The organism is Arthrobacter paludis (genome assembly GCF_056782315.1).
The window spans coordinates 84,939-100,099 of sequence record NZ_JBXAEW010000009.1; the positions used below are offsets into that span (position 1 = coordinate 84,939).

At 73.0% G+C, this 15,161-nt stretch carries 10 protein-coding genes; 7 read left to right on the top strand and 3 right to left on the bottom strand.

The genetic code is table 11. The annotated features are described in order from the left end of the window. The first annotated feature begins 10 nt into the window (after nucleotides 1-10). From AC1Q5D_RS09285 to AC1Q5D_RS09295, 3 genes are all read left to right on the top strand, one after another. The gene (locus AC1Q5D_RS09285) at nucleotides 11-457 is read left to right on the top strand and encodes an FAD synthase family protein (protein WP_481738308.1); all 447 of its coding nucleotides are present in this window, start codon (nucleotides 11-13) and stop codon (nucleotides 455-457) included. Continuing rightward, nucleotides 454-1,800 (top strand): glycosyltransferase, encoded by a 1,347-nt coding sequence (locus AC1Q5D_RS09290; RefSeq protein WP_481738309.1) that lies wholly within the window; start codon nucleotides 454-456, stop codon nucleotides 1,798-1,800. The genes AC1Q5D_RS09285 and AC1Q5D_RS09290 overlap by 4 nt, the downstream gene beginning before the upstream one ends. 446 nt (nucleotides 1,801-2,246) lie before the next feature. Beyond that, nucleotides 2,247-3,854, top strand: coding sequence for an HNH endonuclease (locus tag AC1Q5D_RS09295; RefSeq protein WP_481738310.1), 1,608 nt, complete (start codon nucleotides 2,247-2,249; stop codon nucleotides 3,852-3,854). Nucleotides 3,855-3,902: 48 nt separating this feature from the next. On the opposite strand, the gene AC1Q5D_RS09300 is transcribed toward AC1Q5D_RS09295, so the two are convergent. Further along, entirely contained in the window at nucleotides 3,903-5,333 is a 1,431-nt protein-coding gene (locus AC1Q5D_RS09300) for a tyrosine-protein kinase domain-containing protein (RefSeq protein ID WP_481738311.1), read from the bottom strand. A gap of 255 nt (nucleotides 5,334-5,588) precedes the next feature. On the opposite strand from AC1Q5D_RS09300, the gene AC1Q5D_RS09305 reads away from it, so the two are divergent. The 3 genes from AC1Q5D_RS09305 (at nucleotide 5,589) to AC1Q5D_RS09315 (ending at nucleotide 11,910) form a co-directional block, all read left to right on the top strand. Further along, the gene (locus AC1Q5D_RS09305) at nucleotides 5,589-9,380 is read left to right on the top strand and encodes a LamG-like jellyroll fold domain-containing protein (RefSeq protein WP_481738312.1); all 3,792 of its coding nucleotides are present in this window, start codon (nucleotides 5,589-5,591) and stop codon (nucleotides 9,378-9,380) included. Then, nucleotides 9,377-10,222, top strand: coding sequence for a hypothetical protein (locus tag AC1Q5D_RS09310; RefSeq protein WP_481738313.1), 846 nt, complete (start codon nucleotides 9,377-9,379; stop codon nucleotides 10,220-10,222). Before AC1Q5D_RS09305 ends, AC1Q5D_RS09310 begins: the two co-directional genes overlap by 4 nt. A 245-nt stretch (nucleotides 10,223-10,467) precedes the next feature. Beyond that, nucleotides 10,468-11,910: a glycerophosphodiester phosphodiesterase gene (locus tag AC1Q5D_RS09315; RefSeq protein WP_481738314.1), complete on the top strand. Its 1,443-nt coding sequence runs from the start codon at nucleotides 10,468-10,470 to the stop codon at nucleotides 11,908-11,910. Here AC1Q5D_RS09315 and AC1Q5D_RS09320 read toward each other — a convergent pair. Both AC1Q5D_RS09320 and gmd read right to left on the bottom strand, forming a co-directional pair. Continuing rightward, entirely contained in the window at nucleotides 11,862-12,875 is a 1,014-nt protein-coding gene (locus AC1Q5D_RS09320) for a GDP-L-fucose synthase family protein (RefSeq protein ID WP_481738315.1), read from the bottom strand. The genes AC1Q5D_RS09315 and AC1Q5D_RS09320 overlap by 49 nt on opposite strands. A gap of 1 nt (nucleotide 12,876) precedes the next feature. Beyond that, nucleotides 12,877-13,905, bottom strand: a complete 1,029-nt coding sequence (gene gmd / locus AC1Q5D_RS09325) for a GDP-mannose 4,6-dehydratase (protein WP_481738316.1) — start codon at nucleotides 13,903-13,905, stop codon at nucleotides 12,877-12,879. A 255-nt stretch (nucleotides 13,906-14,160) separates the two neighbouring features. Here gmd and galU point away from each other — a divergent pair, with 255 nt between their 5' ends. Then, nucleotides 14,161-15,111 carry a UTP--glucose-1-phosphate uridylyltransferase GalU gene (gene galU, locus AC1Q5D_RS09330; protein WP_481738317.1) on the top strand — a complete coding sequence of 317 codons (951 nt, stop codon included), beginning with the start codon at nucleotides 14,161-14,163 and terminating at the stop codon, nucleotides 15,109-15,111. The last annotated feature ends 50 nt before the right edge of the window (nucleotides 15,112-15,161 follow it).

Consider the following 15,161-nt stretch of genomic DNA (forward strand, 5'->3'; position numbering starts at 1 on the left):
GAGCATTCCCATGCCCATCCGCATCGGCTACGCCGCCGGGGTGTTCGACCTCTTCCACGTGGGGCACCTGAACATCCTCCGGCAGGCCCGCTCGCACTGCGACTACCTCATCGCCGGGGTCGTCAGCGACGAGATCTGCCGCTTCAACAAGGGCCACGACCCGGTCGTGCCCCTCGCCGAGCGGCTGGAGATCGTCTCCCACGTCCGCTACGTCGACCGGGCCGTTCCCGAGACCACCATGGACAAGCTCGAGGTGTGGCGGGAGCACGGGTTCACGACGTACTTCAAGGGCGACGACTGGCGGGGGACCGAGCGCGGCCGCCAGATCGAGCAACTGCTGGCAGGCGTCGGCGTGGAAGTCGCCTACTTCCCGTACACCGTGCACACGTCCTCGACGATGCTGCGTGCCGTGCTGGACGACGTGGTGGGGACGCTGCCCGCCACGGGACGCGCGTGAGCCGGTCCCTGCGTGTCCTGGTCGGCGGGCTGCACTACGCGCCCGAGACGACGGGGGACGCCCCCTATACGACCGGGCTCGCCGAGGGCCTCGCGCGGCGGGGACACCACGTCCGCGTGCTGACGGGGCGCCCGCACTACCCGGAGTGGCGCCTGCACCCGTCGGGATGGTCCAGTCGCGAGCACCGGAACGGCGCCGTGGTGCACCGGCTCCCGCACCCGATTCCGGCGCGGCCACGGTTGGCGGTCCGCACCGCCATGGAGGTGGCCTTCGGGGCGCGGCTGGCCGCTGCGGACTGGAGGAAGCCCGATGCCGCCGTGTTCGTCTCGCCCGCCCTCTTCTCCACCGGGCTGGCCCTCCTCGCCAGGCAGTGGGTGCGGCGGAGGGTCCCCGCCGTCGTCTGGGTCCAGGACCTCTACAGCCGCGGCGTCGTGGAGACCGGCGCCGCGCCCTGGGCCGCACGCACGCTGCGCGGCCTCGAATCCCGCATCCTGCGGGGCGCCGACCGGGTTGTCGTCATCCACGAGTCCTTCCGCGACTATGTTTGCGACGAACTCGGCGTCGACCCGGACCGCGTCGTGGTCGTGCGCAACTGGTCCCACGTGGCCGGGGCGCCGACCCCGGACACCGACAAGACGGGGCCGGACAGCGGACTGGGGGTCCCGCTGCCGGCCCGCGGCGGGACCGCGGAAAAGCATGCCCGTGGTGCTTCCGCCCGGGCAGCGACCCGTGCCGCCCTCGGCTGGGGCGAGGATGAAACCGTCGTCCTGCACTCCGGGAACATGGGCGTCAAACAGGGCCTCGAGAACGTGGTCGAAGCGGCGCGCCTGGCGGCCGGAACCCCGGTGCGCTTCGTCCTCGCGGGAGACGGAAGCCGGCGGGCCGACCTGGAGCAGACGGCGGCCGGGGTGGCTGGGCTCGCCTTCCTGGACCCCGTGCCGGAACCGGAATTCCCGGGCTTGTTGGCCGCGGCCGACGTGCTGCTCGTCAACGAACTTCCGGGTCTTCGCGGCATGTCGGTGCCCAGCAAGCTCACCTCCTACTTCGGGAGCGGCCGGCCGGTCCTCGCGGCCACCGACGCGGGCAGCACGACCGCCGAGGAACTCCGTCGCTCCGGCGCGGGGGTGCGGGTTGATGCCGGGGACCCGCAGGCCCTGCTGGAGGGGGCCATCCGGCTTGGTGGCGATGCCCGGCTGTGCGCCCAGCTCGGCCAGGCGGGTCTGCGGTACCGCCAGGAGCATCTGGGGGCGGACCGGGCCGTTGACGCCTTCGAGAGCCTGCTGCACGGGCTCGTAGGGGAGCAAGACCGCGGTCCCGCGGCCACCGCTCCCACCCGCCGCTAGTGGGACCCTCGACTGTCGCGCCTGGAGGCGTGGGAGGCGCTGGCCCCGGGGGTGGCCTTCTTCGCCCCTGATCGGTCCTGCCCGGTTGCCTGCGCGATTCCCTGTCCGGCGGGCAACCGCCCGGTGGGACCTCGCCGCGCGCCAATCTGTCGGACCCGGTTTGTAGCGTGGGTCACATGGATGGGACCGGTGTGGGCGACGACGCCGCCGACGCGGCCGTGGGTGACGTCGCGGCCGACGGTGCCGCTGCTTCCTCTGGCGCTGCCGCCGCCGTTGCTTCCGCTGGCGTGCCGGAGGACGTGGCGGCGCGTGATGCGCGGGTGGCCAGGGTGTTGCGGGACTCGCGGGAGCGGGCCGCGCAGGCGCGCGCGGCCGCGGAGGCGAGGGCGGGTTTGGTGGGCGGGTTCCCGGCTCCGGCCGGTCCCTCGGGGCGTCGCATGGATTCGGTGGAGTTGTCCGTGGTGGCTGCGGACATCGGGGCGATCCGGGGCCGGCCCGTCGTTCCGGAGGGCGTGGCGGCGGTGGGGTCCGCGGGCGCGGAGGAGGTCGAGCTGGTCAGGCAGCTGGGCGTGCTGGAGAGGGTGGAACGTTCGGCGGTCGCGGCCAAGGCCAAGGTCGTGGCCCGGCTCCAGGCCGTGGTCCGGCACCGGGAGGCCGCCGCCGCGGTCCCGTCCGAGAAGCAGGGGGCCGGGGTGGCCCGGCAGGTCGGACTCGCGTTGGGGTGCTCGCCGCACGCGGCCCGGCGCTTCCTCGGTGTCGGCCGGGCCCTGGTGGTGGAGATGCCCCACACCCTGGCCGCCCTGGAGTCCGGGCGGCTGAGCCCGCGCGCCGCGGAGGCCCTGGTCCGCGAGACCGCCTGCCTGGGCCTGGAGGACCGGACGACGGTGGACGGGGACCTGTGCGCGGACCCCGCCGTGTTGGAGGGGCTCGGCCAGCGGCAGGTCGCGGGCAGGGCCAAGGCCGCCGCCCTGGCCCTGGACCCGGCGGCCGCGGTGCGGCGGTCCGCGAAGGCCGAGCAGGACCGGCGCGTGGGGTGCCGGCCGGCCCCGGACACGATGGCCAGCCTCTCGGCCCTGTTGCCCGCGCCCGCGGCGGTCGCGGTGTTGAAGTCCCTCACCGAGGCCGCGGATGCCGGCCGGGCCGCGGGGGATCCGCGTTCGCGAGGCCAACTGATGGCCGACACGCTCGTCGAGCGGGTCACCGGCGGCACGACCGAGGTCCCGGCGAGGATCGAGATCCAGCTCGTGATGACCGACCGGGCCCTGATCCAGGCCGACACCGAACCGGCCCGCCTGCCCGGCTACGGGATCGTGCCCGCCCAGACCGCCCGCACCCTGATCCGCAACGCCCTCGCCCGCCAAAACCAGGAAGCGGCGCCCGGGCGGGCGGGCGGCGTGGCGGACGAAGCCGCCAGCGGGACCGCCGGAAGAAGACCGGCCCCCGGGGTCGAGGGGACCGGTGTGCCCACGATCGGCCCGGGAACGGGAACCGGACCGCCCGGTGCCGGGTTCGGGGCCGGGTTGGTGGCGTTGCGGCGCCTCTACACGGTCCCGGGCACGGGCCAGCTCGTGGGCCTGGAATCGCGGTCGCGGGCATTCCCGGCCGGCCTGGCCCGGTTCATCGCCCTGCGCGACGAGACCTGCGCGACCCCGTGGTGCGACGCCCCGATCCGGCACACCGACCACGTCCTGCCCTGGGCCGCCGGCGGGGCCACGAGCGCCGGGAACGGGCAGGGATTGTGCGAGGCGTGCAACTACGCCAAGGAGGCCCCCGGCCACGGCGCCGCCGTCGTCGACGGGCCCCGCCACACCACCGTCACCACCACCCCGACCGGGCACGCGTACACCTCCCGCGCCCCGGCCCTGCCCGGCACCCCGGCCGGCGGCATCGAAATCATCCGCCCCGGCGACCGCCTCTGGGACCTCGACGACACCACATCCACAAGCCCGCACGGCGACGCCGACGCGACCGCGGAAGAGGAGACCGGAACCCACGACGAATGGGTCACCGTCCGCCTGCCCCTCCGCCGCCACGCCAGCAAACCGGCCGCCTGACAGGTTTGGCCAACCAACATGTGGCGGCCCCGGCAGCTGGCCGGACGGCTAGGCGCTCTTGGACGCGCGGGGCGCGCGGGGCCCGCCGACGGAACGTGGCGCCCTGGGCTCGACGGCCACGGGCCGCGGGATGTGCGCCGCCGGCTCGTGGTAGGAGATGTAGGGGGAATCCGGACCGGTCGTCGAGACATTCGTGAGCACGACGCCCAGGGTCTTGGCCCCGTAGGTCGCCAGATCGGCAACGGCGTGCCGGAGCTGTTCGCGGGTTGTCGACCCGGCCCGGACCACCAGGAGGATTCCGTCGGCGCGCCGCGCAAGCACATGCCCGTCGCTGACGGCCAGCAGCGGCGGGGCATCCACGATGACCGTGTCGTAGTTCTCGGCCGCCTCGGCGAGCACCGACCCGAGCTCGGGCGAATCGAGGAGATCGGCAGGGTTCGGGGGCCGGAAGCCAGCGGTGACCACGTCGAGCCCGTCCGAACAGTGCTGGAGCACATCGTCGAGCTCGGCGTCGCCGATCAGGACCGCGCTGAGCCCGGCCGAGGCCTCCAAGTCGAGGCGCTCCGCGACGCGCGGCCGGCGCAGGTCCGCATCGACCAGCAGCACCCGTTTCCCCGCTTGCGCCAGCCCGACTGCGACATTCGTGGCGACGGTGGTCTTCCCCTCGCCCGGCATGGCCGACACGATGGCGATGACCTTCGAACGGCGGGTGAACCGCACGAACTGCAGGTTCAGGCGCAACGTCGTGAAGGCCTCCGCCACGCGGCCACGCTGGACAGCGCCCGTCGGGAGCCCCGGCTTGGCCCCCCGCTCGGTGGGGATGCGACCGACGAGCGGCGCATCCACGATCGAGGCCACGTCTTCGTCCCGACGCACCTTGGTGTCCATGAGCTCGCGCAGCAGAACCAGCAGGACGCCCAGGGCCAGCCCGGCCGCCAGCCCCAGGACCGCGTTGACCTTGGGGTTGGGGGCTGCGGGGAACAGCGGAACGGCGGCCGGCGCGGTGATCGTCGCCTGGGTGATGGCCTCACCGGACGTCCCCTTGGGCGACAGGCGGAACACCGCCTGGCGGAGCTCCGTCGCGACGGCGTCCGCGATCCGGGCGGCACCCTCGGGATCGGTGTCCGTCGCGGTGACGTCCACGATCGACGTGTCCGTCGGAATCGACACGGAAACCCGCTCCGCCAGCTTCTCCGGCGTCTCGGACAGACGCAGGTCGGCAATGACCGGGTCCAAGACGAACGGCGCGGTCGCCAACTCCGCGAAGGAGAGCACCTGCCGTTGCGAATACGCGGAACCGTCCGAAAGCTCGCTGAATGAACGCCCCTCGGCGACGGAAAAATAGACCGAGGCGTGGGCCCTGTATTGCGGTGTGGAGATCGTTGCCGCCCCCAAGCCGGCAGCGATTCCGACGGCCACGGCCACAGCGACCGTCACCCAATGACGCGCCAACAGGCGCAGGTAATCGTGGAATTCCATGCTTCCCCCATGTCAGCCAACGCCGCGGCAGCGGCGCATCCCCTGGGACGAGTATGCCGCGCACCGACGGCGGGTGGACGGGGGTCCGCTACCCGATCCCGCCGCGAAACTACGTGGACGGCGCCCGGCGAACACCCCTTTCGGTGCCAACCCGGATGACGGTGCATTTCCCCGCCCATAGCCTGACGCTGGGCTGCGGCCCGTCCAAACCGCCAGGCGTGAGCTGGCGGGGGACCGGGATACCTGGGGGAACCCATGAAGAGAACGACTGCGCTCCTTGCTTCAGGTGCGCTCGCCGCCACCGCCCTCGGCGGGGTGGCCCCGATCATGGCCGACCCGCCACCGGCGGCCGCCCTGTCCGAGAACCTCGGCTTCAGTGCCGCCGACGAACCCACCTGGCAGACCGACGGCACCGTGTGGGCCCTCGCGGCTTCGGGCGGGACCATCTTCGCCGGCGGGACGTTCGGCACGATCAGCCCGCCGGAAGGCCAGTCCGGATCACCGCGGGCCGTGACGTCCTTCGCCTCCTTCGACGCGGCGACCGGACAGCCCGGCAGCTGCCGCCCGGTCATCACCTCGACGTCGGGGACGACGACGGTGCGCGCCCTGGACGTCTCGCCCGACGGCAGGACCCTGTACATCGGCGGACACTTCACGCACGTCAACGGCGTCTCCGTGGCGCGGCTGGCCGCCCTGGACATCGCCACGTGCTCCGTGGCGGGATTCCGCCCGGGCTCGATTTCGGCGACGGTCCGCGCCATCGACGCGACCGCGGACACCGTGTACTTCGGCGGCGACTTCTCGCGGGTTCGCGGCCAGGACCGACAGCGCTTCGCCGCCGTCCGGGCCGGGAGCGGCGACCTGCTCCCGTGGACGGCCAACGCGGACGACACGGGCCGCGCCGTGGCCGTCTCGGCCGACGGCAGCACCGTCGCCATCGGCGGCGACTTCTTCACCGTGGCGGGACAGTCCGTGCACTCCCTCGCCGTCGTCTCCGCGCAAGACGGGAGCCTGCTGAAGGCATTCGGTGCCGGCAACGACCGCACGACCCAAATCCCGGTCACCTCCGTGACCAAGGCCCTCACGAGCGACGCAACCGGGTTCTATGCCGGCAACGAGGGCACGGGGGGCGGTGTCTTCGACGGCAAGCTGGCCCTCGACTACGGCACCTTCGACCAGCGTTGGCGCAACCTCTGCCTCGGGGCCAACCAGGCGCTGGCCGTCGAGGGCGCGACGCTCTACTCCGCCAACCACGCCCACGATTGCTCGCTGATGGGCTGGCAGCCCGACGGCCGGCGCGTCTACCTCCAGGCCGAGACGACCGCCGCCGCGGGCCTGATCGCCTGGAAGCCCGACCTCAACGACGGCATCGGCGAAGGCATCGGCCCGCGCGCGCTCGCCGTCGCCGAGACCGGCGGAAAGCGGTACCTGTGGGTCGGCGGCGAATTCACCCGCACCAACGGCGACGCGCAGCGCGGCCTGACCCGGTTCGCCTCCGGACCGCGTTCCGCCGCGCCGAGCGCCCCCAGCCGGGTCACCGCGGAATCCGTGCGCGCCGGCGAGGTCCAGGTCCGCTGGAAGGCCAGCGAGGACGACGACGACGGGAAGCTGACCTACCGCGTCTACCGCGACGGGTCGGGAACGCCGCTCACCACCATCGAGGCCGATTCGATCTGGTGGCACCTGCCGCAGGTTTCCTTCGTGGATACGACGGCGCGGCCCGGGGAACGGCACACCTACCGGGTCACGGTCACCGACGGAACAAACACCGTGAACGGCGGCTCCGCTTCCGCCACCACGGCCTCCCAGGACCAGACGTACGCGGCCACCGTGCTCGACGACGGGGCCGACCTGTACTGGCGCTACAACGAGAGCAACGACAACTACGGGGCGGACACCTCGCCGGGCAACCACCACATCCGCTACATGGAGTCGCCGACCCTGGGGACCGTCGCCAACGCCAACCCGGGTGGGGACGGAACGGCCGTCCGCTTCAACGGCACCGGTGCCTATGGCCTCAACGACACGATGGCCGACGGACCGCAGACGTACTCGGTCGAGACGTGGTTCCGCACCACCAGCACGTCGGGTGGCAAGCTGATCGGCTACGGGAACGGGCAACCGCGCACGGACAACCTGAACACGCGGCTGAGCAGCAGCTACGACCGCCACGTGTACATGACCAACGACGGGCGCGTCGTGTTCGGGGCGTACCCCGGCCGGACCGTGGCCCTCGCGTCCACCGACAGCTACAACGACGGCGAATGGCACCACACCGTCGCCACCCAGGGGCCCGAGGGAATGCGGCTCTACGTCGATGGGCGCCTCGTCGGACAGAACCAGGTCGCCCAGGCCCAGGCCTACCGGGGATCGTGGCGGGTCGGCGGCGACAACCTCAACGGCTGGCCGGAGCGCCCCGCGAGCAACTTCTTCAGTGGGGACCTGGACGAGACCGCGGTCTACCCCAGCGTGCTGTCCGTGCTGGACGTCAACCGGCACTACGAGGCCGCGGGCCGGGAATCCACGCTCCCACAGGCGCCTGCCGACGCGTATGGACGCAGCGTCTTCGAGCACACGCCGGACTTCTTCTGGCGCTTCGGGGAGGACGCCGGCTCCACGGCCGTCGACTCCGGGCCGTTCGGCGCGGACGGCCTGCTCCTGGGGACGTACTCCGGCACCGACGAGGGCGCGCTGGGCCGCGGCCTGGACCTCGGAGCGCTGGGCAACGCCGTGACCGCCGGGACCTACGCGGACCCGGGGCCGTTCACCCTCGAGACGTGGTTCTCCACGACGTCGACTGTCGGCGGGCGCATCATGGGCCTGTCCAACAGGCAGGACGGGCTCTCGACCAACTACGACCGGCACATCTACCTCCGCGACGACGGGCGGCTCGTCTTCGGCACGTGGACGGGGACCACCAACATGGCGACAACCGACGCCGCCTACAACGACGGGGCCTGGCACCACGTCGTGGCCGTGCTGTCCGGCGAGGGCATGCGGCTCTACGTCGACGGCGAGCTGCAGGCCTCGCACCCGCAGACGGACGCCCAGGCCTACAGCGGCTACTGGAAGCTCGGCGGCGACAACGTCTGGGACGGCTCAACCGGCCCCTACGCCAGCAACCTGAAGGTCGACGAGGCGGCCGCCTACCAGGCGGCGCTCACGGCGGACCAGGTCCGGGAGCACTACCTCCTGGGCACCGGGCAGACCGAGCCCGAGCCGGAGGACACGCAGGCGCCCTCGGCGCCGGCCGACCTGGCGGCTGCCGTCGAGGGAGGGAACGTCTCACTGACCTGGGGCCCCGCCACCGACGACACCGGCGTCGTCCGCTACCAGGTGCACCGCTCCGACACGGCCGAAGTGCCGCGCGACGCCGACCACCTCGTCGCCGAGGTGGAGGAACCCGGGTACCAGGACGCCCCCGGCGAGGGGACGTGGCACTACAGCGTCACCGCCGTCGACGCCGCCGGCAACGCGGGCGAGGCGGGCACCGTCAGCGCCACGGTCGAGGCGGCGCCGGCGCCCGAGCCGGTCACGGCAGAACTGGCGCTCACTGCCGACGCCATGACCAACGAGGGCGCCCCGACCACCGCCTACGGCGACAGCGCCTACTTGGCCTCGCGGCTCTCGCTCGGCTACGTCTCCTACCTGTCCTTCGACCTGCCGGCCGCCCCGGACGGGACGGAGCTGGCGGCGGCGCGGCTGCGCATCCGGACCACCGGCCAGAGCTTCGCCGGCGCCGCCGAGGCGCACACCGTGTCCAGCGTCAGCGCGGACTGGGACGAGGCGACCGTGACCTGGCGGACCCGGCCGGCGATCGACGGCGCCGAGCTCGGCCGCCTGCCCGCCGGGACCTCACCGAGCACGGCCTATGCCATCGACCTGGATCCCGCCGCCCTGGCGGGCCTCGGCACCGGCGTCAAGACCCTGGCGGTGACGGGAACGGGAGGGGACAACATCTGGTTCGCCTCCGGCGAGTACCCGACGGAGGCCTATCGGCCCGTGCTCGAACTCGACTACGCGCCCACCGAGGGGACGGCGCCGTGAGCGCCGCCCGCCGCCGCTGGGGCGGCCTTGCCACCGCGGGCGCCGTGGCCAGCGCCGCAGCGCTGGCGCTCGCCGGGTGCGTGGCCGCGGGCGAGACCGCCCCGGACGGCGGGACGGGCCCGCCCGCGGGATCCTCCCATCCCGCGACGGTGGCCGCGCCGGAAGCCTCCCCGTCCGCCGGGGCCGGCGCCGCCGCCGAAGCCGCCGCCGACGCGGGCGGCGCCGCCGACGGCGCGCAGCCGGCCGCGAAGGCCCGGCAGCAGGATCCAGCGGAGGAGGCCGGTCCCCGGGACGGTGAGGGGCCAGACGGCGCCCCGCCAGACCGCAAGGCGCAGGACCGGGCGGCCGCCCAAGCCCGCGAGCAACAGGCCCGCCAGCTGTCGGCGCCGGAGCGGGCCTACGTCGAGGCCGCCGTCGAACCCGACGCCTACGCGCCGGCGGTCGCGGAGGGCGGGCAGGAGGTCTGCGGACGCCTCGAGTACGTGCGGGACGCCGACGCCGACCTGCTGCCGGGGGCGATCGCCAGCGGAGAGCTCGGCGAGTCTGCCGATGCCGCCGTCGAGCACCTGTGTCCCGACTTCGCCGTCGCGCTGCGCCGCGGCGCGGCGGGGTTCGGCGACGGGGAACACCCGGTGGGACCCGCCGGAAAGGACGACGCGGTCAGCCCGGGGGACTACCGTGCCGCCGGCACGACCGGAACCTGCTCCTGGACCGTCACGGACGCCGAGGGCAGGGTCATCGAGTCGGGGAAGGGACCCGTGGGCAAGGCGGTCCTGAGCGTGCCGGAGGCAGCCGCCACCGTCTCCAGCACCGGCTGCTACGCCTGGCTGCCCGAGGCCTGAGGGGGACCGGGGCGTGCCCCGTCGCCACCCGCGTAGCGGGCAGGTAGTCCCGGCCCGACAACGCGTACGGGCTACGGATGCCGCGGACACCGGGGCAGCCTAATCTCGGGAACAGGACCGGCGGGAGCCTGATCCCCACCGCCCGTCCGGCCGAAGCCGGCGACAGCCTAGTCCTTCCCCCATAGGACGCAAGCTGTCGCCGGTTTCGCGCTGGGACCGGCAACCAGGAACACCGAGGGGGAACCATGAACGAGGACCGGGCCAAGCCGACCCGCCGGACCGTGCTGGCCGCAGCGGCGGCCCTGGGGTTGGCGTCCTGCACGCCGTCCGGGACGGGGCTCAACGGTACGGCCTCGCCGGCCCGGGGGACCCCCACGACCGTGGACGAGCTCTTCGCGACGCGTGGGTTCCTCGTGGCCCACCGCGGCTCCGGCGACAACTGGCCCGAGCACACGCGCCTGGCCTACGGCGAGTCCATCGCCGCCGGAGCCCCCGCCATCGAGGTCTCCGTCAACGCCTCACGCGACGGCGTCCTGTTCTGCCACCACGACCGCGACGGCGAACGGCTGACCGGCGCCAAGGCCGATATCGCGGCCACGGGCTCCGCCGACATCGAGAGGTGGCGCAACAACGCCCGGGCCTGGCTGGGGCCCGCCGCCCCATTGGAACCCGTGCCGCGTCTCGAGGAGGTGCTCCGGGACCTGGCCGACGACGCGATCGTGTTCATCGACGACAAGCAGGGCACCAACACCGCCGCCCTGCTCGAGACGATGGACCGCTTTCCGCGGGCCCGGGAGCGCTTCGTCTGGAAACAGAGCGCCCGCGGCCGCCAGGTCCGGGCCGTCCGGGAGGCCGGGTACCGCGCCTGGGGGTACTTCCCGCCGGACCTGCAGGGCAGGATCGACGAGCTGGCGGGCCGCTTCGACGCGTTGGGGGTTCCGCATGACGCGGACGAGGCCGTCGTCGCCCGGCTCGTCGAGACCGGAAAGCCCGTCATCGCTTGGGAAATCCACCGCAGGGCCCAGGCCGAGCGGCTTCTGGCCCACGGCGTGCGCGGACTCATGTGCTCGAACGTCCCGCATCTGCTGGGGGGAAGGCGGCCCGCCAACACCGACGCGTTCGCCAGCGGTCTCCGCGCCGCCGGCGATCTGCCGAGTGAGCTCGAGTGGGGCGCGCAGCCGCTGCTGATGCCGTCGGAGAGGGCCTTGCGCCTCAAGGCACCCGGCCCGTGCGCCTACACGCTGGGCTCCCTGGGGCCGGTGGAGCGTCCGGTGTACGACGTCCAGGTCGACGTCCGCTGGGACGGGCGCCTTCCCGAGGCGCGCGAGCACGCGGGGCTGGCGTTCGGGCTGCCCGACGACGACCCCTACGTCCTGTTCCAGCCAGCGCCCCGGGGCGGCTACCACCTGATCCTGCGCGCCGACGGGGAACTGGCCCTCTACCACCGGAAGGCAGGGCAACGGGACGGCACGCTCCTCGGGCGGCTGGCCACCGAACCGCCGCGGCCCGGCCAGTGGGCGACGATCTGGGCCAGCGTCACGCCGGAGTCGGTCGGGTTCGCGAGGACCGACGGACGGGGGTGGCGCGGCGTCGTGCGCCACGCAACCACCCGAGGCGGCTACGTGGCGCTCCTCCGCAACTACGCGGCGGGACCCGCCGTGGACTTCCGGTCGGTGGCCATCGCGTAGGCGAGGCCGCGGACACCGCCGCGCTGGCGGCGGTACCAGAGCACGGTGTCGGCGACGCCGCGCTCCACCTCGATCCGGTGCCTCCAGCCCGTCGCGCGCAGGAGCGAGACGTCCAGGAGCTTCCGCGGCGTCCCGTCGGGCTTCGACTGGTCCCAGACGGTCCGCCCCTCGAAACCGGTCGCCTCGGCGACCAGGCGGGCCAGGTCAGCGATGCTGGCGTCCGTGCCGGTTCCGATGTTGACGTGGGTGTCGCCGTCGTACGCGTCCAACAGGTGCAGGCAGGCGTCGGCGAGGTCGTCCACGTGGAGCAGCTCGCGGCGGGGCCGCCCCGAGCCCCAGTTGACGACTTCGGCCGCGCCGTCGCGGACGGCGTCGTCGTAGCGCCGGATCAGTGCGGGCAGCACGTGCGACGCCTCCGCGTCGAAGTTGTCCCCCTGGCCGTAGAGGTTCGTGGGCATGGCGCTGATCCACGGCAGGCCGTGCTGGCGGCGGACGGCCTGCACCTGGAGGATCCCGGCGATCTTCGCTATCGCGTAGGCGTCGTTCGTGGGCTCCAGGTGCCCCGTCAGGAGCGCGTCCTCCCGGATGGGCTGCGGCGCGAACTTCGGGTAGATGCACGACGAGCCGAGGAACAGCAGGCGCTCGACGCCGGCCTCCAGGGCTGCGTCGAGCACGTTGACCTGGATCCGGAGGTTGTCGCTGAGGAAGTCCACGGGCCGGTCCCGGTTCGCCAGGATGCCCCCGACCTTCGCCGCCGCCAGCACGACGTACCGGGGCCGCGTGGCCGCGAAGAACGCGTGGACGGCATCACGGTCGCGCAAGTCCAGTTCCGCCGAGGTGCGCCCGACGAGCCGGGTGAAGCCGGCCGAGTCCATCCGGCGCCACAGGGCGGAACCGACCATGCCGCGGTGCCCGGCGATGTAGGTGGTGGCGGAGCGGTCGAGCGGGGCGGGCGCGGCACCCACCTCAGGCCGCCCAGCTGCCGAGCGTGACCTGGTCGATCCACGGCAGGCCCGCGTGCGAGAGCCCCTCGATGTCCGCGTCGACCATGATGCGCGCGAGCTCCGGGGCCTGGACGGACGCCTTCCAGGAGAGCTTGTCCCGGGCCTTCGAGGCATCGCCGATCAGGGCGTCGACCTCCGTGGGCCGCAGGTACCTCTCGTCGAACCGGACGTGGTCCCGCCAGTCCAGGCCGGCGTGCGCGAAGGCGGTCTCGACGAAGTCCCGCACGGTGTAGCCGACCCCGGTGGCCAGCACGTAGTCGTCCGGCTCATCGGCCTGGAGCATCCGCCACATTCCCTCCACGTACTCCGCGGCGTAGCCCCAGTCGCGGACGGCGTCGAGGTTGCCCAGGTAGAGCTCGCTCTGGCGGCCGGCTTGGATGGCCGCCACGGCGCGGGTGATCTTGCGGGTCACGAACGTCTCGCCGCGGCGCGGCGACTCGTGGTTGAACAGGATCCCGTTGACGGCGTACATGCCGTACGCCTCGCGGTAGTTGCGGGTGACCCAGTAGCTGTAGACCTTGGCGGCGCCGTAGGGCGAGCGCGGGTAGAACACGGTCGATTCGTTCTGCGGGGGAGGGGTCGCCCCGAACATCTCCGACGAGGAGGCCTGGTAGTAGCGGGCGTCGACGCCGGAGACGCGGAGGGCCTCGAGCAGGCGGATGGATCCGGTCCCCGTCGTGTCCGCCGTGTGCTCGGGCTCGTCGAACGAGACCCTCACATGGGACTGGGCCGCGAGGTTGTAGACCTCGTCCGGCTGGAGCTGCTGCAGCAGGGTCACGAGACGGCTTGCGTCCGACATGTCCCCGTAGTGGAGGACCAGGCGGGCGTGCGCGTCCTGCGGCTCGTCGTAGAGGTGGTCGATGCGGGACGTGTTGAACGTCGAGGCCCGGCGGATCAAGCCATGGACCTCGTACCCCTTGGCCAGGAGCAGCTCCGCCAGGTACGAGCCGTCCTGGCCCGTGATGCCCGTGATGAATGCCTTCTTCGTCATGATTCTTCCCCCAAGGTTTCGGCGACACGGCAGTGTCCCGGCCCAGCTTCGCGGGGGACAGCGGGCGCCACCACCGGGATGGGCGGAATCGGGTGGCCGGCGGACGGGGCCGCGTGGTGGAGGCCCGCCCGTCGAGTAGGTCCGTCACGGCGCTCCGGGTGGCGCATGGCCGCCATAGAGTACGTCGTGGACCGTGGATGACAAGCCACTCCGGGGACTGGGCAGGAATGTTATGAACTGCTTATAGTTTCCGGCATGCAGAGATTCGGGGGAATTACGAAGGCAGTTATTCCGGCGGCGGGGCTTGGCACGCGCTTCCTGCCGGCCACCAAGGCGATGCCGAAGGAGATGCTTCCGGTCGTCGACCGGCCCGCCATCGAGTACGTGGTCGAGGAGGCCAGGAAGGCCGGCCTGAGCGACGTCCTCATGATCACCGGCCGGTCCAAGCGCTCCCTCGAGGACCACTTCGACCGCGCCCCGTTCCTCGAGTCGACACTCGAGGCGAAGGGCGACGCCGAGCGGCTGGAGGCCATCCGCCACGCCACGGAGCTCGGCGCCATCCACTACACGCGCCAGGGCGACCCGCAGGGCCTCGGCCACGCCGTCCTGTGCGCCAAGAAGCACGTCGGCGACGAGCCGTTCGCGGTGCTCCTGGGCGACGACCTCATCGACGCGCGGGACGAACTGCTCGCGGAGATGCTGCGCGTGCAGCAGCAGACCGGTGGGTCCGTCGTCGCGCTCATGGAGGTCGAACCCGAGAAGGTCTCCTCCTACGGCGTGGCCAGCGTGGAGGAGTCGTCCGACGGCGGCCCGCTGCGGATCACGGGGCTCGTCGAGAAGCCGGCCGCCGAGGACGCCCCGTCCAACCTCGCCGTGATCGGCCGCTACGTGCTCCACCCGGCCGTGTTCGAGGTGCTTGAGCGGACCGGGCCGGGCCGCGGCGGCGAGATCCAGCTGACCGACGCCCTCATGGAGTTGGCGCAGCGGGCGGGCGACGGCGGGGGCGTGCACGCGGTGGTCTTCCGCGGGCGCAGGTACGACACGGGGGACAAGCTCTCCTACCTGCAGGCCGTCATCCAGCTGGCCGTCGAGCGGGAGGACCTCGGCCCGCAGCTGCGGCCTTGGCTGAAGGAGCTGACGGCCGGGTTCGCGTTCGACGAGGCGCTCGCCGACGAGGACGGGCAGGTGGACGCGCTCGCTCCCTAGGCGTCGCGCGACGCAGGAGAGGCCGGGCCCGCTGGGCCCGGCCTCTCCTG

Excerpts from the sequence above, each read along its gene's own strand:
- AC1Q5D_RS09315 (WP_481738314.1), top strand. The coding sequence starts at position 10,468 with ATGAACGAGGACCGGGCCAAGCCGACCCGCCGGACCGTGCTGGCCGCA.
- AC1Q5D_RS09305 (WP_481738312.1), top strand. The coding sequence starts at position 5,589 with ATGAAGAGAACGACTGCGCTCCTTGCTTCAGGTGCGCTCGCCGCCACC.
- AC1Q5D_RS09300 (WP_481738311.1), bottom strand. The coding sequence starts at position 5,333 with ATGGAATTCCACGATTACCTGCGCCTGTTGGCGCGTCATTGGGTGACG.
- galU (WP_481738317.1), top strand. The coding sequence starts at position 14,161 with ATGCAGAGATTCGGGGGAATTACGAAGGCAGTTATTCCGGCGGCGGGG.
- AC1Q5D_RS09285 (WP_481738308.1), top strand. The coding sequence starts at position 11 with ATGCCCATCCGCATCGGCTACGCCGCCGGGGTGTTCGACCTCTTCCAC.
- gmd (WP_481738316.1), bottom strand. The coding sequence starts at position 13,905 with ATGACGAAGAAGGCATTCATCACGGGCATCACGGGCCAGGACGGCTCG.